Origin of the sequence: Pseudomonas gingeri (assembly GCF_013386115.1) — a bacterium.
Taxonomy (GTDB): Bacteria; Pseudomonadota; Gammaproteobacteria; order Pseudomonadales; family Pseudomonadaceae; genus Aquipseudomonas; species Aquipseudomonas gingeri.
In genome coordinates this window covers 36,983-52,737 of the sequence record NZ_JACAOR010000006.1, presented here as the reverse complement: position 1 = coordinate 52,737, position 15,755 = coordinate 36,983, and the positions used below count along the sequence as shown (strand labels likewise).

At 61.1% G+C, this 15,755-nt stretch carries 15 protein-coding genes; 3 read left to right on the top strand and 12 right to left on the bottom strand.

Annotated elements, in window-relative coordinates; translation table 11 throughout:
• Window positions 1–118: 118 nt before the first annotated feature.
• From rpoD to rpsU, 4 genes are all read right to left on the bottom strand, one after another.
• Window positions 119–1,966, bottom strand: coding sequence for an RNA polymerase sigma factor RpoD (rpoD, locus tag HX881_RS12010; protein WP_017128699.1), 1,848 nt, complete (start codon window positions 1,964–1,966; stop codon window positions 119–121).
• 67 nt (window positions 1,967–2,033) lie between these two features.
• A complete protein-coding gene (gene dnaG, locus HX881_RS12005) occupies window positions 2,034–3,998 on the bottom strand; it encodes a DNA primase (RefSeq protein ID WP_177084770.1) in 1,965 nt (654 codons plus the stop codon).
• Window positions 3,999–4,097: 99 nt separating this feature from the next.
• Window positions 4,098–4,292, bottom strand: coding sequence for a hypothetical protein (locus tag HX881_RS12000; RefSeq protein WP_146049139.1), 195 nt, complete (start codon window positions 4,290–4,292; stop codon window positions 4,098–4,100).
• Between the two features lie 142 nt (window positions 4,293–4,434).
• Window positions 4,435–4,650 carry a 30S ribosomal protein S21 gene (gene rpsU, locus HX881_RS11995; RefSeq protein ID WP_002551877.1) on the bottom strand — a complete coding sequence of 72 codons (216 nt, stop codon included), beginning with the start codon at window positions 4,648–4,650 and terminating at the stop codon, window positions 4,435–4,437.
• A gap of 195 nt (window positions 4,651–4,845) precedes the next feature.
• Here rpsU and tsaD point away from each other — a divergent pair, with 195 nt between their 5' ends.
• The gene (gene tsaD, locus HX881_RS11990; protein WP_177084636.1) at window positions 4,846–5,871 is read left to right on the top strand and encodes a tRNA (adenosine(37)-N6)-threonylcarbamoyltransferase complex transferase subunit TsaD; all 1,026 of its coding nucleotides are present in this window, start codon (window positions 4,846–4,848) and stop codon (window positions 5,869–5,871) included.
• A gap of 43 nt (window positions 5,872–5,914) precedes the next feature.
• Here tsaD and plsY read toward each other — a convergent pair whose 3' ends face one another.
• On the bottom strand, window positions 5,915–6,484 hold the full coding sequence (plsY, locus tag HX881_RS11985; protein ID WP_017128695.1) for a glycerol-3-phosphate 1-O-acyltransferase PlsY: 570 nt from the start codon (window positions 6,482–6,484) through the stop codon (window positions 5,915–5,917).
• Window positions 6,485–6,558: 74 nt separating this feature from the next.
• Here plsY and folB point away from each other — a divergent pair, with 74 nt between their 5' ends.
• Together folB and folK are read left to right on the top strand one after the other, a co-directional pair.
• Entirely contained in the window at window positions 6,559–6,912 is a 354-nt protein-coding gene (gene folB, locus HX881_RS11980) for a dihydroneopterin aldolase (RefSeq protein ID WP_017128694.1), read from the top strand.
• Window positions 6,903–7,433, top strand: coding sequence for a 2-amino-4-hydroxy-6-hydroxymethyldihydropteridine diphosphokinase (gene folK, locus HX881_RS11975; protein ID WP_017128693.1), 531 nt, complete (start codon window positions 6,903–6,905; stop codon window positions 7,431–7,433). The genes folB and folK overlap by 10 nt, the downstream gene beginning before the upstream one ends.
• Before the next feature lie 122 nt (window positions 7,434–7,555).
• On the opposite strand, the gene HX881_RS11970 is transcribed toward folK, so the two are convergent.
• The 7 genes from HX881_RS11970 to apaG all read right to left on the bottom strand — a co-directional run bounded on the left by HX881_RS11970 (window position 7,556) and on the right by apaG (window position 15,671).
• Window positions 7,556–8,785: a multifunctional CCA addition/repair protein gene (locus tag HX881_RS11970; RefSeq protein WP_177084634.1), complete on the bottom strand. Its 1,230-nt coding sequence runs from the start codon at window positions 8,783–8,785 to the stop codon at window positions 7,556–7,558.
• A 64-nt stretch (window positions 8,786–8,849) separates the two neighbouring features.
• Complete coding sequence (locus HX881_RS11965) at window positions 8,850–10,421, bottom strand: SpoVR family protein (protein ID WP_017128691.1); 1,572 nt, start codon at window positions 10,419–10,421, stop codon at window positions 8,850–8,852.
• Complete coding sequence (locus HX881_RS11960; RefSeq protein WP_017128690.1) at window positions 10,418–11,689, bottom strand: YeaH/YhbH family protein; 1,272 nt, start codon at window positions 11,687–11,689, stop codon at window positions 10,418–10,420. The genes HX881_RS11965 and HX881_RS11960 overlap by 4 nt, the downstream gene beginning before the upstream one ends.
• Before the next feature lie 138 nt (window positions 11,690–11,827).
• Entirely contained in the window at window positions 11,828–13,750 is a 1,923-nt protein-coding gene (locus HX881_RS11955) for a PrkA family serine protein kinase (RefSeq protein WP_017128689.1), read from the bottom strand.
• Between the two features lie 300 nt (window positions 13,751–14,050).
• Complete coding sequence (gene glpE, locus HX881_RS11950; protein WP_017128688.1) at window positions 14,051–14,380, bottom strand: thiosulfate sulfurtransferase GlpE; 330 nt, start codon at window positions 14,378–14,380, stop codon at window positions 14,051–14,053.
• 35 nt (window positions 14,381–14,415) lie between these two features.
• Window positions 14,416–15,291 carry a symmetrical bis(5'-nucleosyl)-tetraphosphatase gene (locus tag HX881_RS11945; RefSeq protein ID WP_017128687.1) on the bottom strand — a complete coding sequence of 292 codons (876 nt, stop codon included), beginning with the start codon at window positions 15,289–15,291 and terminating at the stop codon, window positions 14,416–14,418.
• On the bottom strand, window positions 15,291–15,671 hold the full coding sequence (apaG, locus tag HX881_RS11940; RefSeq protein ID WP_017128686.1) for a Co2+/Mg2+ efflux protein ApaG: 381 nt from the start codon (window positions 15,669–15,671) through the stop codon (window positions 15,291–15,293). Before apaG ends, HX881_RS11945 begins: the two co-directional genes overlap by 1 nt.
• Between the last annotated feature and the right edge of the window lie 84 nt (window positions 15,672–15,755).

Below are 15,755 nucleotides of genomic sequence, written 5' to 3'. Positions count from 1 at the left end.
TAACGGTCTCGTTATGGCACGGGGAATCATTCGAGTGTAGACGGGCTATTCGGGGAGGGGAGGCCGCTTTTGTCTCTGTGCAGAAAGCAAAACCCCCGGCGGGCCGGGGGTTTTGATGTTACTCGTCGAGGAAGGAGCGCAGATGCTCGCTTCTCGTCGGGTGGCGCAGCTTACGCAGCGCCTTGGCTTCGATCTGACGAATCCGCTCGCGGGTGACATCGAACTGCTTGCCGACTTCCTCGAGGGTGTGGTCGGTATTCATGTCGATGCCGAAGCGCATGCGCAGGACCTTGGCTTCACGGGCAGTGAGGCCGGAAAGGACTTCGCGGGTCGCTTCCTTGAGGCTCTCGACAGTGGCGACATCGATTGGCGACTGCATGGTCGAGTCTTCGATGAAGTCACCCAGATGAGAGTCTTCGTCATCACCGATCGGGGTTTCCATGGAGATCGGCTCTTTGGCGATCTTCAATACCTTGCGGATCTTGTCCTCAGGCATTTCCATGCGTTCGCCCAGCTCTTCCGGCGTCGGTTCGCGACCCATTTCCTGCAGCATCTGCCGGGAAATACGGTTGAGCTTGTTGATCGTCTCGATCATGTGCACCGGAATACGGATGGTGCGGGCCTGGTCGGCGATCGAGCGAGTGATCGCCTGACGGATCCACCAGGTGGCATAGGTCGAGAACTTGTAGCCACGACGGTATTCGAACTTGTCCACCGCTTTCATCAAGCCGATGTTGCCTTCCTGGATCAGGTCGAGGAACTGCAGGCCACGGTTGGTGTACTTCTTGGCGATGGAGATCACCAGACGCAAGTTGGCTTCGACCATCTCTTTCTTCGCGCGACGGGCCTTGGCCTCGCCGATCGACATGCGACGGTTGATGTCCTTGATCTCGGCAATCGTCAGGCCGGTCTCGGCCTCGAGTGCGGTCAGCTTCTGCTGGCAACGGACGATGTCCGGCTGCAGGCGGCCGATGGCTTCGGCGTACTTGCTCTTGCCTTTGGCCAGGGCATCGGTCCAGCTTTCGTCGATTTCGTTGCCCGGGAACTGGCGCAGGAAATCGGCACGCGGCATGCGGGCATCACGCACGCACAGCTGCATGATGGCGCGCTCTTGCTGACGCAGGCGATCCAGGGCGCTGCGAACACGCTCGACCAGGCCTTCGAATTGCTTCGGCACCAGTTTGATCGGCATGAACAGGTCGGCCAGGGCCAACAGTTCGGCGATTGCCGCCTTGTTGTGGCGACCGTGCTTTTTCAGGGCCTTGCGGGTGATCTCCATCTGATCGGCCACGGCGCCGAAGCGCTGTGCGGCGATGACCGGATCGGGACCGCTTTCGGCTTCTTCTTCGTCGTCACTGGCTTCGGCTTCATCGTCGTCGCTGTCATCGTCCGCTTTCGCGGCCTTGGCATCGATGGGCGGTGGAACTTCGGCAGCAGGCGGCGCAATGCCGTCGTCCGGGTCGATATAACCGCTGAGGACGTCGGACAGGCGGCCACCTTCGGTGGTGACGCGAGTGTACTCGGAGAGGATGTGTTCAACCGTGCCGGGGAAGTGCGCGATTGCGCCCATCACTTCACGGATGCCCTCTTCGATACGCTTGGCGATTTCGATTTCGCCTTCACGTGTGAGCAGCTCCACCGTGCCCATTTCGCGCATGTACATGCGCACTGGGTCGGTAGTGCGACCAATGTCGGTTTCCACGGCCGCCAACGCCGCAGCTGCTTCTTCGGCGGCTGCTTCGTCGGTGTCGGCTTCGGCCAACAAAAGGGCATCCGCATCCGGAGCACTCTCGAATACGTTGATCCCCATGTCGTTGATCATGCGGATGATGTCTTCCACCTGTTCCGGATCTGAAATATCCTCCGGCAGGTGGTCGTTGACCTCCGCGTAAGTCAGGTAACCCTGCTCACGACCACGGCTGATCAACTCTTTGAGGCGAGACTGCTGTTGCGCTTTTCCGGACATAACACCCTATCCACTGAAGGTCTTGGCGGGCAAAAAACAAGCCGAGGATTATACCCGAGCTATGACCTCACGCGCCAGTTGAGGTCGGGTTTGATGCAGGAAGATTGCGTTTTAGCAGGTCAAGCAACAAAGATTTCTCTTCGGCGCTCAACTCGCTTTGCCGCGATTTCCTGAGAAGTTGTTCCAGCTTTCGCTCGCGCTGGCGGGCTGACAAGCTAGTTATGGTGTCGAAAAACTGTTGTTCAAGGTTTTCTCCCTCGATCAGCCACTCCTTTTCCGCCAGGCGGGTCAGCAATCGGCCCTGTTCGGTGCCGTGCCAACGTGAGATCAACTGAAATGAGCTTAGCTTAGGATTCTTTTGCACGGCTTCGAGCAAGGCCACCAGAAGCTGTGTATTGGTGTTGTCTTCATCCGCGAAGTGACCGGCGGTCTCGACCTTCTCGGCCAGTTGCGGATGGTGGACCAGGGTCCGCAAGGCGGTCAGGGTCGGTGGTTCGACGGCGGCCGGGACTCTCGGGGCACGTGGCTGGTCGCGATCGCCGCCGCGCTTGCCGTTCTTGTCCCAGGGTTTCTTGTCCCATTTCTTGCCGCCGGCGCCCGGTTTCTTCGGCGTCCATTCCTGCTGGGGCGCATAGGCCTCCTGCGGTTGGTGGTAGTCCGAATAGTCCGGGATGGCATCGTAGTCGATGCCGGGATCATAGGCCGGCGGCGGGGCGTCCAGCGGGGCGCTGTGGGCCAGCTGGCTGACGGTTTCGTTGGTCAGGCCGGTGATTTCCGTGAGGCGCTGGCGCATCAGGATCTTCAGGTTCGCCCCGGGAATCTTGTCGATCAGGGGTGCGGCGAGGGTGGCCATGTGCGCCTTGCCTTCCAGCGAGCGCGGATCGGCTTCTTCGGTCAGTTGCTGGAAGAAGTAGTCGGCCAGCGGTTGCGCGTGCTGGTTGATCCGCGCGCGGAAGGCGTCGGTGCCTTCCGCGCGGACCAGGGTGTCCGGGTCTTCGCCCTCGGGCAGGAACAGGAAGCGCGCGCGCCGTCCGTCCTGCAGGCTGGTCAGGGTCGCCTCGAGTGCGCGCCAGGCGGCATTGCGGCCGGCCTGGTCGCCGTCAAAGCAGAACAGCACGTTGGGCACGATGCGGAACAGCTTCTTCATGTGGTCTTCGCTGGTCGCGGTGCCGAGCGTCGCCACGGCGTTGCGCAGGCCTTGCTGGGCCAGGGCGATGACGTCCATGTAGCCCTCGACGACGATGATCTCGTCGAGGTTGCGGTTGTTCTTGCGGGCCTCGAACAGGCCGTAGAGCTCCTGGCCCTTGTGAAACACCGGGGTTTCCGGCGAGTTCAGGTACTTGGGCTTGTCGTCGCCGAGCACCCGGCCGCCGAAGGCGATGATGCGGCCACGGCTGTCGCGGATCGGGAACATCACGCGATCGCGGAAGCGGTCATAGCGTTTGCCCGTTTCGGCGTTCTCGATCAACAAGCCGGCGTCGATCATGGCTTTCTGTTGCAGCGTGTCGCTGGACAGGTGTTTGAACAGGTTGTCCCAGCCTGGCGGGGCAAAACCCAGGCCGAAGTCGCGGGCGATTTCCCCGGTCAGGCCGCGGCCCTTGAGGTAGTCCACGGCGGCTTTGCGCGCCGGGTGGCTTTTCAGTGCCTGGCGATAGAAGTCGGCGGCCGCGGTCAGCAGCGGGTAGAGCGGCGAGTCGGTCGGCTGGCGTGGCTTGTGCGGCCGGCCGCTTTCCTCGCGGGGGATCTCCATGCCGGCGGCTTTCGCCAGTTCCTCGACGGCCTGGGGGAAGTCCAGGTTGTCGTGGTCCATGATGAAGCCGAGGGCGTTGCCTCCCGCGCCGCAGCCAAAGCAGTAGTAGAACTGCTTGTCCGGGCTGACGCTGAAGGACGGGGTCTTTTCCTTGTGGAACGGGCAGCAGGCGGTGTAGTTCTTGCCGGCCTTTTTCATTTGCACGCGCGAGCTGACCACGTCGACAATGTCGGTGCGGTTCAGAAGGTCGTCAATGAAGCTCTGGGGAATCAACCCGGCCATGGCGTTCTCGTCGTTGCTGCGCTGCAAGGAGATCCCGAAAGGGGCTGGACGTCGTCGGGGCGTGCAGGCATATGCGCTGCTCGATCATTCGTCGTCTGCTCAATCATCGTCGGGAAGTGTATCTGCCGAAAACTCACTGACCTTAATTTCAATCAGCCTTTCAGGTTTCGATTTATAACTGTCGCTGTCGGGCGCGCCGCAGGTCAAGGTGACCACGCAATGCCGCAAGCTGGAAAGGGTGTGCTCGTCGGTAGCCTTGGCAGGCTCGTCAGTAAAGACGCGCACCACTGGCAAGAAGCCAGTTCTGACGTGATGAAGCGGGTTCGTCTGGGTCGCATCGGCGGCTTTGACGGTGAAGCATCAAGCGATATCCGCAAATGCCATTAGCCCGGCTGAGGGCCGGGCTTGGCAGAAGCTTGCAGCGAACGTCTGTGTATTAGTACAGACGAACGGCGCGGCGCTGTTCGCGCTGAACTTTCTTGGCGTGACGCTTGACAGCAGCTGCTGCTTTGCGCTTACGCTCGGAAGTCGGCTTCTCGTAAAATTCGCGGCTACGAACTTCAGCCAGAACACCGGCTTTTTCGCAGGAGCGCTTGAAACGACGCAGAGCTACGTCGAAGGGTTCGTTCTCTTTAACTTTGACGGCTGGCATCCAGAGCTACCTTCATTCATTACCGGGGTCAACGTCCTCAGGCAAAAGCGCACTGGAGATCGTCGGTTTTTAAGGGTTGCGGATGTTAACCCCTCAACGTCAGGAATGCAAAGCCTCTGATCGAAAACCGCTGGTCGGGGCCCTGAGTGGCGACTATTATGCGCGCCTTCGAATTCAGCCTCAGGGCGTAAACCCATGCTAGTACTGGGATTGGAAACTTCCTGCGACGAAACCGGTGTCGCGCTGTACGACAGTGAACGCGGACTCCTGGCCGATGCGCTGTTCAGTCAGATCGACCTGCATCGGGCCTACGGCGGCGTGGTGCCGGAGCTGGCCTCCCGTGATCACGTCAAGCGCATGCTGCCGCTGATTCGCCAGGTGCTGGCGGAGGCCGACTGCGTGCCGACCGAGATCGATGCGATCGCCTATACCGCCGGCCCGGGCCTGGTCGGCGCCTTGCTGGTCGGCGCTTCGTGTGCCCAGGCGCTGGCCTTTGCCTGGGGGATTCCGGCCCTGGGCGTGCATCACATGGAAGGCCACCTGCTGGCGCCGATGCTGGAAGCGCAGCCGCCGGAGTTCCCGTTCGTCGCCTTGCTGGTCTCGGGCGGTCATACGCAGTTGGTTCGTGTCGATGGCATCGGTCAGTACGAGCTGCTGGGCGAGAGCCTGGACGATGCCGCCGGCGAGGCCTTCGACAAGACGGCGAAGATGATCGGTCTCAATTATCCGGGCGGGCCGGAAATTGCCCGCCTGGCGGAGCAGGGTGTGTCCGGACGTTTCGTCTTTCCGCGGCCGATGTGCGATCGGCCGGGCCTGGCGTTCAGCTTCAGTGGCCTGAAAACCTTCGCGCTCAACACCTGGCAGCAGTGTGTCAGCACTGGGGACGACGGTGAGCAAACCCGTTGCGACATCTCGCTGGCCTTCCAGCAGGCAGTGGTGGAGACTTTGACCATCAAGTGCAAGCGGGCATTGAAGCAGACGGGCATGAAGCGCCTGGTGATCGCCGGCGGCGTCAGCGCCAACAAGGCCTTGCGCGCGTCGCTGGAGAAAATGCTCGGTGAGATGCAGGGCAATGTGTTCTACGCCCGTCCCGAGTTCTGTACCGATAACGGCGCGATGATCGCCTTTGCCGGTTGCCAGCGGTTGCAGGCAGGGCAGCAGGAGACCCTGGCGATCAGCGTGCAGGCGCGTTGGCCGATGGAGCAACTGTCGCCGCTTTGATGGCCGGCCAGCGACCGGGTTGAAGCGTTTTCACGCTCGACGATCAGAAATGTCGTTCGCGACCGGCAAAGAGGTCGCGTAGATTGCCACGGTGGCGCCAGACGATCAGGCCGGTCAGCACGCTCATCGGCAACAGCGCCGCCGGTTCCTGCCAGGCCAGCAGCGGCAGGGTCAGCGGTGTCGCGATCAAGGCCGCGAGCGAGCTGGTGCGGGTGAGGTAGAAGGTCAGGATCCAGGCGGCGATGGCCAGCAGGGCGGCAGGTGGGTAAAGCCCCAGCAGCATGCCGGCGGCCGTCGCGACGCCTTTGCCTCCGCGAAAGCGGAAGTAGAGCGGGAACAGATGGCCGAGGACGGCGCAGAGTCCGACCCAGGCCTGTTGTTGCAGTGACAGCCCGGCGAGCCCGGCGATCAGCACGGGCAGCAGGCCCTTGAGCAGGTCGCCGAGCAGCGTCAGGATCGCCAGCTTCTTGCCGGCCAGGCGCAGCATGTTGGTTGCGCCGGCATTGCCCGAGCCACTCATTCGCGGATCGGGGTTTCCGGTCAGGCGGCTGAGCAAAATGGCAAAGGACAGAGAGCCGAGCAGGTAGGCGAGGATCGCCAGTAACCAAAACATGCTAACTATTCCGGGCGAGGACGCCCTGATTCTAACGGCGCATTGCGCCCTTGTCGTGCTGTGGAGAAGAGCGCTTGGACAGAGTGTTTATCGAGGGCCTGGAAGTCGACACCGTGATCGGTGCCTATGACTGGGAGCGCGGCATCAAGCAGTGCCTGCGTCTTGACCTCAGTTTCGCCTGGGACAACCGTCCGGCGGCCGCGGGTGACGACCTGACCCTGGCGCTCGACTATGCCAGCGTATCGGCGCGTATCCAGGCCTTTGCCGGGCAATCGCAGTTCCAGCTGGTGGAAACCTTCGCCGAGCGCCTGGCCGAAGTGCTGATGAGCGAGTTCCAGATCCCCTGGTTGCACCTCAAGCTGACCAAGCCGGGTGCCGTCGCGGCCGCCAGGGGCGTGGGCGTGGAGATCGAGCGCGGATGTCGCTAACTCAGGTTTATCTCGGGCTCGGCAGCAATATCGAGCGCGAAACCCACTTGTGCGCCGGCCTTGATGCGCTGTCCGGCTTTCTGCTGGATATTCGTTGCTCGCCGGTGTTCGAAAGCCAGCCGGTGGGGATCAAGAGCGGGCCGTTCTTCAATCTGGTGGTGTCGGCAGTGACCGACCTGCCGTTGCTGGAGCTGGATCGCCGGTTGAAGTTCATCGAGGCCGACAACGGTCGGTATGCGCCGGACCGCAAGGGCCTGCCGCTGGATATCGATGTCTTGCTGTATGGCGAGCAGGTGGGGAATTTCGATGGGTTGATCCTGCCCCGTGCGGAAATTCTGAAAAATGCCTTTGTCTTGTGGCCATTGTCGTTGATCGCGCCGACAAAGCTGCATCCTGAAGTGGGCAGGAGCTTTGCCGCGCTATGGCAGGAAGCGGGTATCGACCAGGTGTTGGCGCCGGTTGCGTTCGAGTGGCGTGGTACCCGGTTGACCCCCACGGATCTGTTGCAAGGGCCGGCTTGACCTCGTCATCACGGCCCGCGCGATCCTTGTAGGAGCTGGCTTGCCAGCGATGAGGGCCTAGAGCCTTGTGATGCCTATTTGGCCGCCATCGCCAGCAAGCCAGCTCCTACCGGATTCGCGTTTCAGCCAACACTCTTTTCTTTGTAGGCCTTGATGGCTTTCAGCCGCTCGCGCTTGAGGGCTTCACCCAACTCAGGGCCTTTGAAGCCTTTTTCCAGCAGCGGCTGAACCGCGACGGCCTTGGCGACCGCCGCCGCACCGCGTAAATAATCGGCCTGCGGATAATCCCGCTGTTCGAGGCCCTGGCGACCCCGGGCATCCATCTCGCAGGCGGCGATAAATTCCTCGAAGCGTTGCGGGCGGCGATAAACGTCGAAGCTCTGCAACAGTTCCAGCAAGGTCGAGGGCTTCAGCTCCAGGGCGCGATGACCGTGGGTGTGGTATTCGCCCACCAGCAAGGCCAGTTCCTGGCAGTCGCGAGGGGCCTTGTAGCGTTCATTGACCGCCTTGATCAGTTTCAGTCCCTTGAACTCATGGGCGATGTGTCGTGGCCATTCGCTCTCGGGCGTGAGGCCTTTCCCCAGGTCGTGCAGCAGGCAGGCCCAGCGCACGGTTAATGGCTGCCGATGGCGGGCGGCCTGCTCCAGCACGCTCAGGGTGTGGATGCCACTGTCGATTTCGGGGTGGTGAGCCTCGGGTTGCGGTACACCGAACAGGGCATCGACTTCGGGAAACAGTACCGCCAACGCACCGCACTCGCGCAGTACCTCGATAAACACCTGGGGCTGGTCTTCCATCAGGGCGCGGGAAATTTCCTTCCAGCTGCGCTCGGGTGTCAGGGCCTGGAGTTCGCCCGATTCAGCCAGTTGGTGCATCAGGGCCAGGGTCTGCGGTGCGACCTTGAAGCCCAGGCCTGCGTAGCGTGCGGCAAAGCGGGCCACGCGCAGGACTCGCAGGGGATCTTCGGCGAACGCGGGGGAAACGTGACGGAGTATGCGAGCTTCGAGATCCTGTTGGCCATGATAGGGATCGGTCAGCTTGCCATGGTCGTCCTCGGCCATGGCATTGATCGTCAGGTCGCGGCGGATCAGGTCTTCTTCGAGGGTGACCTCGGGGCTGGCGTGGAAAGTAAAGCCGCCGTAGCCGCGTCCGCTTTTGCGTTCGGTGCGGGCCAGGGCATATTCCTCGCCGCTCCTGGGGTGGAGAAAGACCGGGAAATCGGCGCCGACCGGGCGAAAACCCTGGGCGAGCATCTCTTCAGTGGTTGCACCGACCACGACCCAGTCGATATCGGTGACGGGTTGGCCCAGCAGGCGATCGCGAACCGCGCCGCCGACTTTATAGATCTGCATGAAAAACCTCCGTTAGCGCGACAGGATAACCTGTGTGTCCGGCCAACGGAGGCATCGTGTGTGCTCAGAGGTGAATGACGGCCAGGTCCAGTCGACCGTATTCGCCTTCGCTGTGCTCGCCTCTGGGCGGGACATGGTGGGTCTTCATGATCTGGTCGCCCTGCAGGGTTTCCAGGTGGATGTCGAAGCCCCAGAGGCGGTGCAGGTGCTTGAGTACTTCCTCCGTCGAGTCGCCCAGGGGTTTGCGGTCGTGCTGTTGGTGGCGCAGGGTCAGGGAGCGGTCGCCACGACGGTCGATGCTCCAGATCTGCACGTTGGGTTCGCGGTTACCGAGGTTGTATTGCGCGGCAAGGGTTTCCCGAATGGTCCTGTAGCCGCCTTCGTCATGGATGGCCGGGACCAGCAGGTCGTCGCGCTGGTCGTCGTCGAGGATGCTGAACAGCTTGAGGTCGCGGATCACCTTGGGCGACAGGTACTGCAGGATAAAACTCTCGTCCTTGAAGCTGCTCATGGCGAACTTGATGCTGGACAGCCAGTCGCTGCCGGCCAGGTCCGGGAACCAGCGACGATCCTCCTCCGTCGGTTCCTCGCACATCCGCCGGATATCCCGGTACATGGCGAAGCCCAGGGCGTAGGGGTTGATCCCGCTGTAGTAGGGGCTGTCGAAGCCGGGCTGGAAGACCACGCTGGTGTGGGAGGTGAGGAACTCCATCATGAAGCCCTCGGTGACCAGCCCTTCGTCGTAGAGGTCGTTCATCAGGGTGTAGTGCCAGAACGTCGCCCAGCCTTCGTTCATCACCTGGGTCTGGCGCTGCGGATAGAAGTACTGGGCGATCTTGCGCACGATCCGCACGATCTCCCGTTGCCACGGCTCCAGCAGCGGTGCGTGTTTTTCGATGAAGTAGAGGATGTTTTCCTGGGGTTCGGCGGGGAAGCGCGCATTGTCCTTGTCGCTGAACTTGTCCGCGCCCTTGGGAATGGTGCGCCACAGATCGTTGATCTGCTTTTGCAGGTGCTCTTCACGATCCTTCTGCCGCCGCCGTTCTTCTTCCGCGGAGATCGGGTAAGGCCGTTTGTAGCGGTCGACGCCATAGTTCATCAGGGCATGGCAGGAGTCGAGCAGGTCCTCCACCGCATCGATGCCGTGGCGTTCCTCGCATTGCATGATGTACTGCTTGGCGAAGACCAGGTAATCGATGATCGAGCTGGCATCGGTCCAGGTCCGGAACAGGTAGTTGCCCTTGAAGAAGCTGTTATGGCCGTAACAGGCATGGGCCACCACCAGTGCCTGCATGCAGATGGTGTTTTCCTCCATCAGGTAGGCGATGCAGGGGTCGGAGTTGATCACGATTTCGTAGGCCAGGCCCATCTGGCCCCGGCTGTAGGACTTTTCCGTGCTGAGGAAGTGCTTGCCGTAGGACCAGTGGTGGTAGCCCAGGGGCATGCCCACCGAGGCATAGGCATCCATCATCTGCTCGGCGGTGATCACTTCGATCTGGTTGGGGTAGGTGTCCAGGGCATAACGTTCCGCGATACGGCTGATTTCGCGGTCGTAGGCCTGGATCAGCTCGAACGTCCATTCCGAACCGGTGGAAATGGGTTGGCGCCTCTGTTGTTTCTGCTCTCTGGCGGTCATGTCACTAACCTGCGCTGGAAGAGTTCACGGAAGACCGGATAGATATCGCCGGCCGACACCAGCTGCTGCTGGGCAAACGTATCGCTGAACGCCTCGCTGATGCGCTCGTATTCGTACCACAGGGCCTGGTGTTCGCGGGGGGTGATCTCTACGTAAGTGTAGTACTGCACGAACGGCATGATCTGGTTGATCAGGATATCGCGGCAGATCGGCGAGTCGTCGTTCCAGTTGTCGCCGTCGGAGGCTTGGGCCGCGTAGATGTTCCATTCATTGGTCGGGTAGCGCTCGGCCATGATCTCCTGCATCAGCTTCAGGGCGCTGGAGACGATGGTGCCGCCGGTTTCCCGCGAATAGAAGAACTCCTCCTCGTCCACTTCCCGGGCGCTGGTGTGATGGCGGATGAACACCACTTCGATCTTGTCGTAGTTCCGCTTGAGGAACAGGTACAGCAGGATGAAGAAGCGCTTGGCGATATCCTTGGTGGCTTGGGTCATGGAGCCGGAGACGTCCATCAGGCAGAACATCACGGCCTTGGAGCTGGGGTTGGGTTGCTTGACCAGCAGGTTGTATTTCAGGTCGAAGGTATCGAGGAACGGCACGCGATGAATGCGTGCGCTGAGTTTCTCGATTTCTGCCTCGATTTCCTGGATATCGCCGAAATTGTCCGGTTCTTCGCGTCTCAGTCGCTCAAGTTCGGCCTTGGCCTCCTTGAGTTTCGCGCGACTGCTGCCGGACAGGGCGATCCGCCGCGCATGGGCCGAGCGCAGGGTCCGGATGATATTGATGCGCGAAGGGTTGCCTTCGTTGCTGATCCCGGCGCGGACGGTCTTGAAGGTGTCGGTGCCGGTGAGATTGCGTTTGACCAGGTTCGGCAGCTCCAGGTCTTCGAACATGAATTCGAGGAATTCTTCCTGGGTGATCTGGAAGACGAACTCGTCCATCCCTTCGCCGGAGTTGCCGGCCTTGCCGGGACCGCGCCCACCGCCTCCGCCCGGCGGCCGGGGGATATGTTCGCCGCTGGTGAATTCCTTGTTGCCGGGATGGACCACGGTCTGTTTGCCGCCACGACCATGGTGCAGTACCGGCTCATCGATATCGCGACCGGGAATGCTGATCTGCTCGCCGTGTTCCATATCGGTGATGGAACGGCGGCTCACGGCTTCCTCGACCGCCTTTTTGATATGGTCACGATAACGCCGCAGGAAGCGCTGACGGTTCACCGTGCTCTTGTTCTTGCCATTGAGACGTCGGTCGATCACATAGCTCATGGGGAGCCCTCCGGGCAGCTTCAAGTTACAAGCTTCCAGCGGCAGGCTGGAAGCTTAAAGACAAGCGGTCGGCCGCGACGGTCGCAGGCACGTTCGGCAACGTGCCCGGGACCTGCAGCCTGGCGCTTGCAGCTGCCTTTACTGCGACTTCCTGACCCGCAGGTACCACTCGGAGAGCAGGCGTACCTGTTTGTCGGTGTAGCCGCGTTCGACCATGCGTGTGACGAAGTCGTTGTGTTTCTGCTGGTCCTCCTTGCTGGCCTTGGCGTTGAAGCTGATGACCGGCAGCAGGTCCTCGGTGTTGGAGAACATTTTCTTCTCGATCACCACCCGCAGCTTCTCGTAGCTGAGCCAGGTCGGGTTCTTGCCATTGTTGTTGGCCCGGGCGCGCAGGACGAAGTTGACGATCTCGTTGCGGAAATCCTTCGGATTGCTGATGCCGGCCGGTTTTTCGATTTTTTCCAGTTCCTCGTTCAGGGCGACGCGATTGAGGATTTCGCCGGTTTCCGGGTCGCGGTATTCCTGGTCCTGGATCCAGAAGTCGGCGTACAGCACATAACGATCGAAGATGTTCTGGCCGTACTCGCTGTAGGACTCCAGGTACGCGGTCTGGATTTCCTTGCCGATGAACTCGATATAGCGTGGCGCCAGGTATTCCTTGAGGAAGCGCAGGTAGCGCTCGCGGGTTTCGGCCTGGAACTGTTCCTGTTCGATCTGCTGCTCCAGCACGTACAGCAGGTGTACCGGGTTGGCGGCGATTTCATGGGGATCGAAGTTGAAGACCTTCGACAGGATCTTGAAGGCGAAGCGGGTCGACAGGCCGTTCATGCCTTCGTCGACGCCCGCGCTGTCGCGGTATTCCTGGATCGACTTGGCCTTCGGATCGGTGTCCTTGAGATTTTCGCCGTCGTAGACCCGCATTTTCGAGTAGATGTTCGAGTTTTCCGGCTCCTTGAGGCGCGAGAGCACGGTGAACTGGGCGAGCATCTTCAGGGTGTCGGGGGCGCAGTGGGCCTTGGCCAGGGAGCTGTTGAACAGCAGCTTGTCGTAGATCTTCACTTCGTCGCTGACCCGCAGGCAGTACGGGACCTTGACGATGTAGATCCGGTCGATGAAGGCTTCGTTGTTCTTGTTGTTGCGGAAGGTGTGCCACTCCGATTCGTTGGAGTGGGCCAGCAGGATCCCGGTGAACGGAATCGCGCCGAGGCCTTCGGTACTGTTGTAGTTGCCTTCCTGGGTCGCGGTCAGCAGCGGGTGGAGCACCTTGATCGGTGCCTTGAACATTTCCACGAATTCCATCAAGCCCTGGTTGGCCCGGCACAGTGCGCCCGAATAGCTGTAGGCATCGGCGTCGTTCTGCGGGAACTCTTCCAGCTTGCGGATATCGACCTTGCCCACGAGCGCGGAGATGTCCTGGTTGTTCTCGTCGCCCGGCTCGGTCTTGGCCACGCCGATCTGGTTGAGGATCGAAGGGTAGAGCTTGACCACGCGGAACTGACTGATGTCGCCGCCGAATTCGGCCAGGCGCTTGGTGGCCCAGGGCGACATGATGGTGTTCAGGTAGCGGCGGGGGATACCGAAGTCTTCCTCGAGGATCGCGCCATCTTCCGTGGCGTTGAACAGACCCAGCGGCGACTCGAAGACCGGCGAGCCCTTGATGGCATAGAAGGGGACTTTCTCGATCAGCTGTTTCAGTTTCTCGGCCAGGGATGACTTGCCGCCCCCGACGGGACCGAGCAGGTAGAGGATCTGTTTCTTCTCTTCCAGGCCCTGGGCGGCGTGGCGGAAATACGAAACGATCTGGTCGATGCATTCTTCCATCCCGTGGAAGTCTTCAAAGGCCGGATAGCGACGGATCACCTTGTTGGAGAAGATGCGCGACAACCGTGAGTTGGTGGACGTGTCCAGCAGTTCGGGTTCGCCGATTGCCAGTAGCAGCCTTTCGGCTGCCGACGCGTAGGCGCTGCGATCCTTTTTGCACAGCTCGAGATACTCCTGCAGCGTGAGTTCTTCTTGCCGTGTGGATTCGAAGCGTTGTTGGAAATGGCTGAATATGCTCATGACGTCACCTCGCTCGATACTTGGAGCCGGTGCCGGATCAGTCAGTCAAGTGCTGGCATGCAACCGCGGAACAGTTGCTGTTTACCCCCCAGAACACCTCCAAGGCGACGATAGCCTTGAAAATTACTACCGATGACCCGTACGCCGGTGTACCGGCTCTCCCCTGATTTGGATGGCCTGGGCTTAAGGATAGTTCGGAATCCGGGAGATCAAGGTGAGATGCGCAATTAGTTGCGCCTGACCGTTCGTCAGCAAACGCTCTAGCCCGCTATTGGCGCGGGCTGGAGCGAAAGAAAAAAATTATTCGGAATTATCCTGGGCTGTTTCCGACGGAAAGGTCGTACGCCACAGTTCGAAGCCGCCGTCCAGGCTGTAGACCTCGGAGAAGCCCTGGCTGACCAGATAGGCCGCCGCACCCTGGCTGGAATTGCCGTGGTAGCAGCACACCACCAGGGGTTGGTCGAGGTCGGCCTTGGCGATGAAATCGTGCAGGGAGTGGTTGTCCAGGTGCTTGGAACCGCTGATGTGGTTCTGGGCAAACGCCTGCGGATCGCGGACGTCGACGACCACGGCACCTTGCTCGCGCAGGGCCTGGGCTTGTTCGGGGGGAATGCGTTTGAATTCGCTCATCATGGGCTCCGTCTGGGGCGAGTAGGTCGTACAGTTTAGCGATAGAGCCAGGCCCTGAATCGCTCGGCCAGGGTCGGGGGCGGCGCGACGCCGCCCTGGGTGTCACATTTGCAGGTCAGGCGTTCGTCGGTATCGACGTTCATCAGGGTCATGGCGCCGCCCCAGACGCAACCGGTGTCGAGGGCAAAGATCCCCGGCTCGTCGCACTGGCCTTCGAGGGCCGCCCAATGGCCGAAGATGATTTTCAGGCCCTGGGTCTTGCGTTCCTTGTAGCTGAACCACGGGGCATAGCCGGCCGGCGCGGTGTCGGCGCCCTCCTTGCCCTTGAGGTCGAGCTTGCCTTCGGCGGTGCAGAAGCGCATGCGGGTGAAGTAGTTGGTGATCACCCGCAGGCGTGCGACACCTTGCAGATCGCCGTCCCACTTGTTCGGTTCGTTGCCGTACATGCCGTCCAGGAACGGCGCGAACAGATTATCGTCGCGCAGGGCTTCTTCGACCTCGGCGGCGAGCTTCAGGGCTTTCTTGAGCGTCCATTGCGGTGGAATGCCAGCATGGACCAGGGCCACGTTGCGCTCCGGATCATGGTGCAGCAGTTTTTGCCGGCGCAACCAGTCGAGCAGTTCCGGACCATCGGCAGCGTCGAGGATCTCGCGCAGGGTGTCGCTTTTCTTCAGGCGCTCGATGTTCCGCGCGGCAGCCAGCAGGTGCAGGTCGTGGTTGCCGAGCACGCAGACCAGGGATTCACGCATTCCATAAAGGAAGCGCAGGGTTTCCAGGGATTGCGGGCCGCGATTGACCAGGTCGCCCACCAGCCACAGGCGATCCTGTGCAGGGTCGAAGCTGACCCGCTCCAGCAGGCATTTGAGCGGTTCCAGGCAGCCTTGCAGATCGCCAACGGCGTATACCGCCATCAGTGCAGGGCTCCGGGTACGGCCAGGCGGAACGGTGCGATGATCGCATCGAAGTGCTGGCCGTCCTCGGCGAGCATCTGGTAGCTGCCCTGCATGTTGCCGACCTTGGTCGTCATCACCGTGCCGCTGCTGTAGGTGTGGCTGTCGCCGGCTTCGATCAGCGGCTGCTGGCCGACCACGCCGGCACCACGGACTTCCTCGACATGGCCGTCGCCATCGGTGATCACCCAGTGCCGTGAGAGCAGTCGGGCCGGGAGCTGGCCGTTGTTCTGCACGGTAATGGTGTAGGCAAAGGCGAAACGGTTCTGCTCGGGCTGTGATTGTTCAGCGAGGAAGCGGGTGACGACGCTGACGTCGACCTGGTAGCGGGGATCGGACATGCGAAAGGCCTTGGAAGCAAAAGCGGAAGACACGACTGGTGGTGCTCAGTCTAGGTCAAGTGCCGGGCAGTAGGCCAGATATGG